This window comes from Amycolatopsis plumensis, assembly GCF_042652605.1.
Taxonomy (GTDB): domain Bacteria; phylum Actinomycetota; class Actinomycetes; order Mycobacteriales; family Pseudonocardiaceae; genus Amycolatopsis; species Amycolatopsis plumensis.
In genome coordinates, this window is the sequence record NZ_JBHSJY010000001.1 from 5887174 (window position 1) to 5899925 (window position 12752).

9 protein-coding genes are annotated in these 12752 nt (G+C 72.0%); 3 read left to right on the forward strand and 6 right to left on the reverse strand.

The window, feature by feature from the left end:
* Positions 1-55: 55 nt before the first annotated feature.
* Positions 56-685, reverse strand: a complete 630-nt coding sequence (locus ACFPLC_RS28765) for a DUF998 domain-containing protein (RefSeq protein ID WP_378207617.1) — start codon at positions 683-685, stop codon at positions 56-58.
* A 227-nt stretch (positions 686-912) separates the two neighbouring features.
* Between ACFPLC_RS28765 and ACFPLC_RS28770 the strand changes: the two genes are divergently transcribed.
* Complete coding sequence (locus tag ACFPLC_RS28770) at positions 913-2142, forward strand: dTDP-4-dehydro-6-deoxyglucose aminotransferase (protein ID WP_378207619.1); 1230 nt, start codon at positions 913-915, stop codon at positions 2140-2142.
* Positions 2143-2149: 7 nt separating this feature from the next.
* Here ACFPLC_RS28770 and ACFPLC_RS28775 read toward each other — a convergent pair whose 3' ends face one another.
* The 5 genes from ACFPLC_RS28775 to ACFPLC_RS28795 are packed head-to-tail and all read right to left on the reverse strand — an operon-like array spanning position 2150 to position 10225.
* Positions 2150-3751, reverse strand: coding sequence for an allophanate hydrolase (locus tag ACFPLC_RS28775; protein WP_378207622.1), 1602 nt, complete (start codon positions 3749-3751; stop codon positions 2150-2152).
* A complete protein-coding gene (gene uca, locus ACFPLC_RS28780; protein ID WP_378207625.1) occupies positions 3748-7281 on the reverse strand; it encodes an urea carboxylase in 3534 nt (1177 codons plus the stop codon). Before uca ends, ACFPLC_RS28775 begins: the two co-directional genes overlap by 4 nt.
* Positions 7278-7913, reverse strand: a complete 636-nt coding sequence (locus ACFPLC_RS28785; protein WP_378207628.1) for an urea amidolyase associated protein UAAP2 — start codon at positions 7911-7913, stop codon at positions 7278-7280. The genes uca and ACFPLC_RS28785 overlap by 4 nt, the downstream gene beginning before the upstream one ends.
* Positions 7910-8743 carry an urea amidolyase associated protein UAAP1 gene (locus ACFPLC_RS28790; protein ID WP_378207631.1) on the reverse strand — a complete coding sequence of 278 codons (834 nt, stop codon included), beginning with the start codon at positions 8741-8743 and terminating at the stop codon, positions 7910-7912. The genes ACFPLC_RS28785 and ACFPLC_RS28790 overlap by 4 nt, the downstream gene beginning before the upstream one ends.
* A 12-nt stretch (positions 8744-8755) precedes the next feature.
* Entirely contained in the window at positions 8756-10225 is a 1470-nt protein-coding gene (locus ACFPLC_RS28795) for an amino acid permease (RefSeq protein WP_378207634.1), read from the reverse strand.
* A gap of 177 nt (positions 10226-10402) precedes the next feature.
* Here ACFPLC_RS28795 and ACFPLC_RS28800 point away from each other — a divergent pair, with 177 nt between their 5' ends.
* The gene (locus ACFPLC_RS28800) at positions 10403-11065 is read left to right on the forward strand and encodes a TetR/AcrR family transcriptional regulator (RefSeq protein WP_378207637.1); all 663 of its coding nucleotides are present in this window, start codon (positions 10403-10405) and stop codon (positions 11063-11065) included.
* 183 nt (positions 11066-11248) lie between these two features.
* Positions 11249-12730 carry a hypothetical protein gene (locus ACFPLC_RS28805; protein ID WP_378207640.1) on the forward strand — a complete coding sequence of 494 codons (1482 nt, stop codon included), beginning with the start codon at positions 11249-11251 and terminating at the stop codon, positions 12728-12730.
* Positions 12731-12752: the final 22 nt, after the last annotated feature.

The window sequence follows — 12752 nt, forward strand, 5'->3', positions numbered from 1 at the left end:
GCACGATAGCCCTTGTTACCCACCGGTAACCAGTGGTGTGGCCCGGTCGAGTGGGCTACGGCACACTCCGGGGCTCCAGCGACCGTCCTTTCACGAGCCACGCGACCCCGAACGCCTCCACCGCGATCGCCTCCAGCCACAGCGCCGGGTGCAGCGATGGCGCGAGGGCGAGGTACTTGGCCAGGGCGATCAGCACCAGGCAGGCGAGGATCACGGCCCCGCAGACCCGGTAGAGCGCGCCGAACCGCTCCGGCTGCTCGCCGTCGTGGGGGAACAACCTCAGGCAGAAGTAGGCGAGGGAGAGGAAGAACACGGCCGCGAACGCGAGGTGCAGGACGCCCGCGGTCTTGTCCCAGGCCGTCACGTCGTGGTCCGGGGTGGTCGGGAACAGCGCGAGCCCGATCGCGCCCAGCCCGGCGACGGTGCTCACGATGTTGTCGACGTAGTCGTGGCCGTAGTAGGCGAGGAGGAACACCCCGACCGCGCACATCGCGCCGACGAGCACGTCGCGCAGGTCGGTGTAGTAGTAGCCGCTCAGCGAGCCGAGGAGGTCGCCGCCCTGGACGAGCTGCTTGCCGAGGATCAGCACGACCGGCAGGGCCAGGCCGATGAGGCCGATGGCGCGCCGGAGGAACAGGTACGAGTGGACGAGGGTGTTCTGCGGGGATGTGGTCGCCGTGGTCATGGCCGCCTCCGGGGGTTCACTGAGGTGGATCGGCGTCCAAGTGCCCAGGGATGAGGCTTGTTACCCCGGAGTTGTCCAAGTCCTCGGCTGATCGTTACTGGGGAAAGTCCCACACAAGCCCGGCATCCGGCCGGGATCGGCGCCGCGCCGCCCTATGTTGGGGGACACCTTCAGCCGAGACAGCATCAGCGTGCCGCCGGCGATGAGAAGCATTCCCGGGAGACAAGTTGAAACGTTCGGTAAGCGATCTCGCCGTGTTCGGCGGACGCCCGGAGTTCCTGAATCCGATCCTCGTCGGTCAGCCGAACAATATCGATCGCCGTCGGTTTTTCGACCGGATGAACTGGGCGTTGGACAACCAATGGCTGTCCAACGGCGGTCCGCTCGTCCAGGAGTTCGAAGAGCGCGTCGCCGATCTCGCAGGGGTGCGCAACTGCGTGGCGACCTGCAACGCCACCGCCGCCCTGCAGCTCTACGCGCGGGCGGCGCGGCTCACCGGTGAGATCGTCATGCCGTCGATGACCTTCGTGGCCACCGCGCACGCCATGCGGTGGCTCGGCCTGAAACCGGTGTTCTGCGACGTCGACCCGGACACCGGCTGCATCGGCGTTCCGCAGGTCGAAGCGGTGCTGACCGAACGCACCGCGGCGATCCTCGGGGTCCACCTCTGGGGGCGCGCGTGTCCGGTCGACGAGCTGGAAAAGGTGGCGGCCGACCGGGGGATCCCGCTGTTCTTCGATGCCGCCCACGCGATCGGGTGCAGCACGTCCGGCCGCCCGGTGGGCGGGTTCGGCGCGGTCGAGGTGTTCTCCTTCCACGCCACGAAGGTCGTCAGCGCCTTCGAGGGCGGCGCGGTCGTCACCGACGACGACGAACTCGCCGGGCAGATCCGGGCCTTGCACAACTTCGGCATCGGGCCGTACGGGCACGAGGCGGGCGGGACGAACGCGAAGCTCAGCGAGGCGGGGGCAGCCATGGGACTGACGTCCCTGGACGCCCTTCCCGAGGCCACGCGGCGGAACGAGGAGAACTACGACCTCTACCGCGCGGAGCTGGACGAGCTGCCCGGGGTGAGCCTGGTGGAGTTCGATCGCCGCGAGCGCAACAACTACCAGTACGTCATCGTGAAGATCGACGAGAGCGTCACCGGCATCGGGCGGGACCTCCTGCAGGAGCTGCTCGCGGCCGAGAAGATCGTGACCAAGCGCTACTTCTCGCCCGCGTGCCACGAGCTGGCGCCCTACGCCACCGAGAACCCGGTCGAGCTGCCCCACACCGAGAACCTGGCCAGGAGCGTGCTGGCCGTTCCCACCGGCACGAGGACCACCGCCGAAGACATCCGGCGCGTCTGCGGCGTGATCCGCCTGGCCGTCACCGAGGGCCGGACCGTCCGCGAGCGCTGGCGGCGCCGGGAGAACGCCGAGCACGCCTTGGCGGACCCCGGCCGGGTGGTGTGACGACCGTTCACCGGACGCCGAGGTGCGCCAGCCAGCCGCCCTTCGCCGAGATGTCCTCCGCTCCCTCCGCGGCCACCGGTTCGCAGAGGAAGCCGGACACCGAGCGGCCGTCGGCCAGTTCGAGCTTGCCGATGGCCAGGGGGGCCGGGATGCCGGCCACGAACTCGCCGAACCCCTTCGGGGGCAGTTCCCAGACCTCAGCGGCCACCGCCACCCCGCCGGAGGCGACCCGCACCAGGCCGGGTTTCGGCGGCACCGTGTCCAACGCGTACAGCCGGTACGCGGCCGCCGTCGAAACCGCGGACACGAACCGGCCGCCGCGGGAGGTCAGCTCGTGGTTCAGCGGCTGGCCGTGCAGGTGCGCGCCGACCACCACGATCGGGATGCCGGGCGCGCGCAACCCCGCCAGTGCCGCCAGCTTCAGGTCGTCGTGCGGGGCGCCGAGGAACATCACGCCGAACGGGCGCCCGGCCACCGAGCCCGCGGGGACGGCCAGCGCCGAGAGCCCGAACAGGTTGGTGGAGTTGGTGAACCGGCCCAGGCGGGCGTTGACCGCCACCGGGTCCGCCGCCACCTCCGCCAGGGTCGGGTGCTCGGTCGTCGTCGGGACCAGCAGCGCGTCGACACCGGCCAGCGCGGCCAGTGCCTCCGCCCGCAGGCCCGCCAGGGTCACCTGGTCGGCGAACAGCCGGTGCGCGGGGATGTCCCGCGCCGGGCCGATGATCGAGCGCACGACCGGGTCGACGGCGCCGGGGTGGGTGTCGATGAACTCGCCGACCGCGGTGTACCGCTCGGCGACGAACGCGCCGCCGTAGAGCAGCTGCGCCGCCTCCAGGAACGCCGAGATGTCCACAGTGGTCACTTCGGCCCCCGCCGCGGCGTAGTCCGCCACCGCCGCGTCGAAGGCCTCGGCCCAGCCGGGCGCCAGCGGGCCCAGCTGCTCCGGGGACGGCACGCCGAGCCGGAACCGTCCCGTGTGGACCTGTGCGGGCTCGGCCAGGCAGGTCAGCGCGAACGACGCTTCCTCGACCGTCCGCGCGAACAGCGACACGCAGTCGATGCTCGCGCAGGCCGGGACGACTCCTTCGGTGGGCAGCAGACCCGGGGTGGGTTTGAGCCCGACGATCCCGTTGAACGCCGCGGGCACCCGGCCGGACCCGGCCGTGTCCGTGCCCAGGGCCAGGTCGGCGATGCCCAGCGCGACCGCCACCGCCGAACCCGAGCTCGAACCGCCCGAGACGAACGCCGGGTCGACCGCGTTGCGCACCGCGCCGTACGGGCTGCGCGTCCCGACCAGCCCGGTCGCGAACTGGTCCAGGTTCGTCGTGCCCAGCACCAGCGCCCCGGCCGCCCGCAGCCGCGCCACCACCGGGGCGTCGGCCTCCGGCTGGTACGCGTAGTCCGGGCAGCCCGCGGTCGTCGGCAGCCCGGCGACGTCGATGTTGCCCTTGACCGCGACGAGCTTGCCGCGCAGAGGCAGGCCGGTTCGCTCCAGCGCCGCGGCCTCGGCGAGGACGTCGGCCTCCGGCCGGAGGCCGATCCAGATCTCCGGCCGGTCGACCTGCTCGATCCGCCGGTAGGCCGCCCGCACCCGCTCCACCGGGCTCATCCGAGCACCACCAGCGGCGTGCCGGGGGCCACCTGATCGCCGGGCGACACGAGCACCTCGAGCACCTCTCCGTTCGCCGGGGCGGGGATCCGCGCCTCGGTCTTCATCGCTTCGAGCGTCACCAGCGACTGCGTGTTCTCGACGCGCTCGCCCGCGGTGACGTCGACCCGCCACACCGTCGCGGCGAACGGCGCCTCCACGACGTGCCCGCCCGGCGGGGCCTCGACCCGCGCGGGCGGCCGGGTGACCGGCTCCGGTTTCGGGTCGAACTCGCCCGCCGCGGCCCACGCCCGCCGCTCCGCCTCGAACGCCGCCGCCTGCGTCGCCCGGAACCCGGCGATGCTCTCGGCGTTGTCCGCCAGGAACTGCTGGTAATCCGCCAGGGCGAAGGTGCCTTCGGTGGTGTCGAGCTCCAGCGTTCCGGACGCGCTCTGCGCCCGCAGTTCGAGGAGTTCCCCGGCGGACACCGGGTACCAGGAGATCCGGTCGAAGAACCGCAGGTTCCACGGCTGCTCGCCGTCGCGCCAGCTGTTCCACACCTGGACCGTGCGCCCGACGAACTGGTAGCCGCCCGGGCCCTCCATGCCGTAGATGCAGAGGTAGGCGCCGCCGATGCCGACGGAGTTCTCCGCCGTCCACGTCCGCGCCGGGTTGTACTTCGTCGTCACCAGGCGGTGGCGGGGGTCCAGCGGCGTCGCCACCGGCGCGCCGAGGTAGACGTCGCCGAGGCCGAGCACGAGGTACTCCGCGTCGAACACCGTCCGGTAGACGTCGTCCACACTGGACAGCCCGTTGACGCGCCGGATGAACTCGATGTTCCACGGGCACCACGGGGCGTCGTCGCGGACGCCGGTCATGTACCGCTCGATCGCCTCGCGGGTGGCCGGGTCGTCCCATGACAGCGGCAGCCGGACACTGCGGCTCGGCACCACGAGGTCGTGCGTCGGCGGCAGGTCCCGTTCCAGTTCGCGCACCAGCCCGAGCGCCTTGCCGACCGGCAGCGCGTCCGGGTCGACGTGCACCTGGAGCGACCGGATGCCCGGTGTCAGGTCCACGATCCCCGGCACGCCTTCGGCTTCCAGGCGCTCGGCGAGGGCGTGCACCCGCATCCGCAGGGCGAGGTCGAGCTTCATTTCGCCGTACTCGACGAGCAGGTTGTCGTCGCCGCTGCGGCGGTAGGTGACCGACGGCTCGTCATCCGAAGAGGACAGTCGCGTGAGGACGCCGCCGTCGTCGCGCGCGGGACGGCTCGGCTCGACCGCCGACGCCGGCCGCGTCCGCAGCGCCGCCGCGTGATCGGCGTCGATCGGCACGAACCGCACGGTGTCGCCGGGCCGCAGCTGCCCGAGCTTCCAGCGCTCGCCGGTGGCGACCGTGGCCGGGCAGACGAACCCGCCCAGGCTGGGCCCGTCCGGGCCGAGCAGGATCGGCAGGTCGCCGGTGTAGTCGACGGCGCCGATCGCGTACGGCGTGTCGTGGATGTTCGACGGGTGCAAGCCCGCCTCGCCGCCGTCCGGCCGCGCCCACTCCGGCCGCGGGCCGACGAGCCGGACGCCGGTGCGCGCCGAGTTGAAGTGCACCTGCCAGTCGGTGGCGTAGAACGTGTCGACGTCCTCGGGCGTGAAGAACTCCGGGGCCGCGTGCGGGCCTTCGAGCGCGCCGATCGTCCACTGCGCGGCGATGGCCGGCCGATCCGGCTCGGCGACCGGCCCGACGACCGGGTCCGCCGGAGCCGGCCCCGGCCGCAGCACGTCCCCGGCGGCCAGGGCGCGGCCGCCGTGCCCGCCGAACTTGCCCAGCGTGAACGTCGCCGCGCTGCCGAGGAACGCCGGCACGTCGACGCCGCCGCGCACCAGGACGTAGCTGCGCAGCCCGGCCGTGCACGCCCGCACGTCCAGCGTCGCGCCCGCGGGCACCTTGATGGGTGTCCACAGGGGAACCTCGGTGCCGTCGACGAGCACGGTCGTCGGCGCGCCGGTGACGCAGACCTCGGTGGCGTGCGAGAACCGCAGCGCGACGCCGTCCACCGTGCACTCCAGGCCGGGTGCCCCCTCCGGGTTGCCGAGCGCGAGGTTGCCCCGGCGCAGCGAGAGGTCGTCCATCGGCCCGCTCGGCGGCACCCCGACGGCCCAGTACCCGGTGCGGCCCGGCCAGTCCTGCACGGTCGTCATGGTCCCGCCGCGGACCACGTCGATCCGCGGTTCCGCGTCGCCGATCCCGTCCAACGTGGACGTGTCGTGTCCGGCGGTGCCGAAGGCCGTGTCGGCGGCCGCCGCCCGCAGCTGCCCGAGGTTGGTCTGGACGCCGTCGAAGCGGGTCGCGGCGAGCGCCTCCCGAAGGTGCGCCAGCGCCTCGGCGCGGTCGGCGCCGGTGCAGACGACCTTGGCCAGCAACGGGTCGTAGTGCGTGGTGACCGCCGTGCCCGGCTCGACCCACGTGTCCACGCGGGTGCCCTCCGGCAGCGTGACGCGGGTGACGAGGCCCGCGCTCGGCCGGTGCCCGGCGGCCGGGTCCTCGGCGTACACGCGCGCTTCGACGGCGTGCCCACGCGCGACCGGCACCGCGCGGAACATCGCGCGATCGCCTTGGGTCAGCCGCAGCATCCAGGCGACCAGGTCGACGCCGTAGACCGCCTCGGTGACCGGGTGCTCGACCTGCAGCCGCGTGTTGACCTCGAGGAACGCCGCTTCGCCGCGCTCGGCGTCGTAGACGTATTCGACGGTACCGGCGGACCGGTACCGCACGGATGAGCACAGTGCGACGGCCGACTCGACCAGGTGCTTGCGGACGGCCTCGGGCAGGTCCGGCGCCGGGCACTCCTCGACGACCTTCTGGTTGCGCCGCTGCAGCGAGCAGTCACGCGTGCCCAAGGCCAGGACCTCGCCGAAGCCGTCACCGAACACCTGGACCTCGACGTGCCGGGCGCGGGTCACCAGGCGTTCGAGGAAGACGCCGGAGCTGGCGAAGCTCTTGGCCGCGACACTGCGCACGGTGTCCCAGGCGGCGCGCAGCTCGTCCGGCGACGCGCACGCGCGCATCCCGATCCCGCCTCCGCCGCCGGTCGCCTTGAGCATCACCGGGTAGCCGATGTCCTCCGCGCGCGCCAGTGCTTCGTCCACATCGGACAGGAGGCCGGTGCCGGCGAGCAAGGGAACGCCCGCCGCGATCGCCGCCTCGCGCGCGGTGTGCTTGCTGCCGAACACCTCCAGGTGCTCAGGGGACGGCCCGGCGAACGCGATCCCGGCGTCTTCGCAGGCCCTGGCGAACGCCGCGTCCTCCGAGAGGAAACCGTAGCCGGGGTGGATCGCGTCGCAGCTGGTGTCGAGCGCGGCCTGGATGATCGCCTCGGCCCGCAGGTAGCTCTCCGCCGCGGGCGCCGGGCCGAGCCGGACGGCCCGGTCGGCGAGCCGCACGTGCGGGGCGAGGCGGTCGGCGTCGGAGTGGACCGCGACGGTCTCGAGGCCCAATTCCTTGGCGCTGCGCAGGATCCGGACGGCGATCTCGCCGCGGTTGGCGACCAGCAGCCTCACGCGCCGACTCCCGGGGAGATGACGACCATCCGCACCGGCGTGGGGTCGAACCCGTTGCACGGGTTGTTGATCTGCGGGCAGTTCGATACGAGGACCAGCACGTCGGTCTCCGCACGCAGCCGGACTTCCAGGCCCGGAGCGGAGATGCCGTCGACGATACCGAGCGTGCCGTCTTCTTCGACCGGGACGTTCATGTACCAGTTGACGTTGCTGACCAGGTCGCGCTTGCCCAGGCCCCACTTGGCGCCCTCGATGAGGAAGTTCTCGACGCAGGCGTGCTGGTGGCGGGTGTGCTGGCCGTAGCGGAGGCTGTTGGACTCCTTGCTGCACGCGCCGCCGAGGGTGTCGTGGCGGCCGCAGGTGTCGGCCACGACGGTGAGCAGTGGCGCGCCTTCCTGGGTGCGCAGGACGCTGCCGGTGGTGAGGAAGATGTTGCGCTGCGCGGCGATGGTCGCGGCCGCGCTGTAGCGCTTCGACGTGTCGTTCGCGTCGTAGCAGAGGAAGTCGACGGCCTGGTTGCCGCCGAGGTCGATGATCGCCAGCTCCTGACCCTGCTGCAGCACCGTCGAATACGGCGCTCGCGCGGGAACGTCGACGCTGACTTCCAGCTGGGATTCGTAGGCCGTGCTCATGCGATCCCCCGGGCGGTGAGGTAGTCGGCGGTGTTCTCGAACGCGCGCTGCGCCTCCGGCGTGTGTGTCCACTCCGGACTGTCCGGGGTGGTCGGCCGGTCCCGCCAGGCAAGGACTTCGAGCTTGCTCACCGTGTACTCCGGGCGCGGGTCGACCGGGTGGGCGACGTTGGCGATCAGCACGATCGACGGGATTTCGATCCGCAGGTCGACGGTCTTGCCCGGGCCGGCGGAGCCGGTGAACTCCAGCCCGCCCTCCGGCTGGACCCGCACGCCCTGGAAGAAGGACAGGCTGGGCGGCAGGTCCCGCGGGCCGAGGCCGTTCTTCGCCGCGGCGAGGGTGAACAGGCCCAGCCCGGCGGGGGAGGGGCCCTGCGGGGAGCCGTCGCCGTACCGCTCGGTGTTGCCGTCCACAGTGGACGTCCCGCACAGCGCGTCGTGGCGCCCGCCGGAGTCCGCGACGATCGTGGCCAGCACCCGCCCCTGGTCCGAAAGCAGGGCCACGGATTCACCCAGGTAGGCGTTCCACTGCACCTTGACCGTGTCGGCGACGTTCAGCCGCTCCCACGGCTGGTCGGCGTTGTACAGCAGCACGTGCGCGCAGGCGTCGCCGTCGACGTCGGTCAGCCGCAGCCGCGTGCCCCGGGCCAGCACCTTGTGCGTGTACCCGCCGCCGGCCACGGTTTCGGCCCAGGTCAGCGCCTCGGGGGCGACGTCGGCCGGTGGGGAGGGCCAGGTGCTCGCCGGGATCGACGGCATCGTGTCGACCACGGTGCCGGCCTGGGCGCGGGCGTGGTCGCGCGCTCCGTAGGTCGTCGCGGTGGTGCTCATGGTCGTCCTCTCTCAGGTCGCGGGTTCGAGGGCGGGAGCGGGGCGCAGCCGCAGCCAGCAGAGCCAGCCGATCACCAGTGCGCCGCCGACGAACTCTATCGGGAACAAGAGCATCAAGGGGGAGCCCGAACCGGCGAGATCGTAAATCTCCGCACGCGGCCAGCCGATGTTCACGATCATGGCAATTCCGTACAGGACGGCTGCGCCATTCAGCGGTACACCCCAGCGGCCGAGGGAAAACCGGCCCGGCTCGGCGGGGAATTGCCCGCGGAGCCGTTTCACCAGCAAAGGTCCGGTTACCAGCAGGTAGGCCAGATAAACGACCACCACCGAGGTCCCGGTGATCGTGCTGAACAGCGTCGGGTTGCCGACGTTGAGCAACAGCAGGCCGATGGCGAGCGCGCCGGACAGCAGCGCGGGCGCGACCGGCGTCCCGGTGCGCGGGCTGACCCCGGCGAGCCGGGTGGACACGGGGAGCGCGCCGTCGCGAGCCATCGCGAAGATCAGCCGCACGGTGCCGGTCTGGATGGTCAGGGTGCAGACGACGACGGCGACGGCGACATCGGCGAGGAAGACCCGGCCGAGGGTGTCACCGAAGACGGCGGTGATCACGTACGGCAGGCCCTTGCCGGCGAGCTGCCCGTCGGTGAGGCTCGGCGCGGCCATCAGCGCGGTGACGACCACCGCGAGCCCGCCGATCCCGGAGACCAGCACAGCGCGCAGCACCGCCCGCGGCGCCGTCCTGCGCGCGTCCTTCGTTTCTTCGGCGACCGAAGCGGCGGTGTCGAAGCCGTAGAGGACGTACGCGGCCATGAGCGCCGAAGCGAGCACGCCGCCGATTCCGGCGCTGGTGCCGGGTGCGTCGTGCAGCACGACCTGCGGGCCGCGGACGGCGAACAGGAGCAGCCCCGTGACGAGGACGACGACGCCGAGGAGCTCGGCCGCGACGCCGACGTCGTTGATCCGCGCCATCAGCCGCACCCCGCCGGCGTTGACCGCGGTGGTGAAGACGAGCAGCACGGTGCCGAGCAGGACGGCGTTGGCCGCGCCGGTCGGCGACGTCACCGACGGGTCGCCGCCGACGAACTGGAAACCGTCCCACACCGACGGGAGCACGACCTGCAGCGCGATCGCCGCGGCGGCCAAGGCGACGATGCAGCCGATCAGCATCATCCAGCCGGCGAGCCAGCCGAGAAAGCCCTTGCTGAGCTGTTTCGCCCACTGGTACACGGATCCGGCCAGCGGGTAGCGCGCGGCGAGCTCGGCGAAGTTGAGGGCGACGAGCAATTGGCCGGCGAGCACGACCGGCCACGTCCAGAAGAAGAGCGGGCCGCCGAAGGTGTAGCCGAAACCGAAGAGCTGGAAAACGGTGGTGAGGATGGAAACGAAGGAAAAGCCGGCGGCGAAGGCGGAGAACCCGCCCAGCGACCGGCGAAGCTCTTGGCGGTAACCGAAGGAGGCGAGTTCGTCGGGTGGCGTCATGCGGGGTCTCCTTGTTTCGATCGCATGACAGAAATTAGATTTCCGCCGCGACGCGATGATCTCCGCCGTGTTAGTAGTCCGTTAACGCCAGGATCGACACGGCGTCAATGACGACATCCGGGCGTAACCGCACCTCCGTGCGCGTAATGCGGCCGGAGACCTGGCAAGATCACGTCCGTGGTCAAAGGGTCGGGAGTCGGCAGGCCGAGGGCGAGCGGAGCGGCGGCGAGCCGCCCGGACGCGCGCCAGGCGGTGCTGGAGGCGGCGGGCGAGCTGTTCACCGGAGCCGGGTACGCGGCCACGACGACGAGGGCGATCGCCGAACGCGCGGGCTTGCGCCAGGCGTCGCTGTACTACCACTTCCCGGCGAAGGAAGACATCCTCGCGGCGCTGCTGGCCGAGACGGTCCGCCCGTCATTGGCCCTGGCGGCCCGGCTGGTGGCCGGCGACGCCCCGGCGGCGGTCCGGTTGTGGGCACTGGCGTACGCGGACATCGGCCTGCTGGGCGGCGCCCGGCACAACCTGGGCGCGTTGTACCTGCTGCCCGAGGTCGGGTCGCCCAACCTGGCCCGCTTCCGCATCGAGCGAGCCGAGCTGAAGGCGGCCTACGGCCGTCTGGTGGCGGCTTCGGGCGTGGAACCGGCGGCCGTCGCCATCCGGACGGATCTGGTGTTCGGGTTGGTGGAGAGCATCGCGGTGATCCGCCGCGACGACCCGGCGCTGGACGTCGAGGCCCATGTGCGCGAGGGCGCCGATGGCGTGGTCCGGCTGGTGGGGACCGAGCCGGTGGACGCCTTCCGCGCGGAGGCGCACGAACTGCTGGCGACCCTCACCGACTGACCCGAACAGCACGGGTCTCGGGCCGGACAGCGCCGGCTCACCGGCCGATCACCGCACCCCGCGCTGCTGCACAGGCAACGGTGGGGAGCCCGATCGGCGCACCGAAGCCACCCGGACGGCCGTCACGTACCGCGGTCGAACGTACTAGCGTCGAGGTGAACGGCGTCCTGAGGGAGTGTGGACATGCGGCCGTTCGACGAGCTCCGGAGCACCGGGACCCGGCAGCCCCCGGTTCCCCGGCCGAGTGGTGACGCGGCCCGATTCGCCGGCACCCCCGCCGGCCGCCTGCTCTGGCTCCAGCGCGCGGCGGGCAACCGCGCCACCGCGAACGCCCTGCGGGGAACCGACCCCCGTGTCCTGCAGCGGCTCATCGGCTTCGAGTTCGAAACCCCGTGGATGCTCAAGGGGCCCGGCGGCACGCTGGGCTCCGACGAGGCCGCCGTGGAGGGCCTTGCGCCCGCCGCGGCGAGGGACCGGCGCGAGTCGGCCGAGGAGCGCAAGGCCCGGCGGCGCTGGCACGTCTCCCCGGACATGCGACCACCGCCCTTCAAAGCCGGGAAATGGCACGAAGATTTCATGCCCCGCCGTGAGGAGACCCGCTGGGCTCCCTGGCTCCGCGCGCTCAGCCCCGTCGAGACGGTCGTTCACCCACCCAAGTACAGCGGGTACGGCAACGTCGAGTTCATCACCAAAGCGGTCGAGGAGACCCCCGAGGGTGGCGAGGAGATCCACGAGATCGTCACCGCGATCGAGCAGGCCGTCGAGTGGATCGGCCGGGCCCGGCCCGCCGACGCCGTGCCCCTGCACGGCCTGCTGCCTGCTATGCCTTCCGTCGAGTTAGGCCCCCACCTGCGCGAGCACCCCCGGCGGCACGACGTCGTCGTCGACCGCACCGCGGTCGACCTGGCCTCCTTCGGTGGGGCCATGCAGATGACCGCGGGCGTCAAGCTGGAGCAGATCGCCACGCTGGTCGAGGAACTGGCCCGCCGGCCGCAGGACGGCACCGGTGTGCGCGGCCGGCTGATCACCCGCTTCGCCGACGACGAGCGCAATCAGTGGCACCGAGACGGCTTCGCCGCGGCGTTGCCGGCGGCGAAGAAGGCGCTGGCCGGCGATTTGATGTTCAAGTGGATGGCGACCGAGGTCGAGCAGCGGCGACTCGTGGGCGCGCTCGCCACGTTCGTCTCGATCCTGTCCGCCGCCGAGCACAGCACCGACGGGGATTCTCCCGGCTCGTTCCGCCCGAAGTACACCTCGGCGCTGCTCAGCCGTACCGACCTGGGCAGGTATCAAACCTGCATTGCCCTCATCGGCGCGGACGCCTTCGTTCGGCTCGCTTTGGAAGCGGCCGGTTGCGCTCCGGACCGGCCGCTGTTCCCCGCGCTCGCCCCACAGCACCACCCCAGCTTGGTCAAGTGGACCGCACGGGATTGGCTGACGGCGATCGCGCGGAACGGCACGGACCCGATCGACTGGGGCCAGGACAAGGCGGACCCGCGGTGGCAGCCGCAACAAGTCGGTCTGCCTGGCGAACGGGCGCTCGGCCACGTGTTCGAGCTGCGCGCACTACCCGGCAACCTGCCGTACCGCGAGTGGGCGCGCACCGCCCGCGACTACCACCGCTACGTCAGGCTGATCAACTCGGACCGCCTCCACCGGCTTTGACCGAAGGCGCTCACCCCACTGC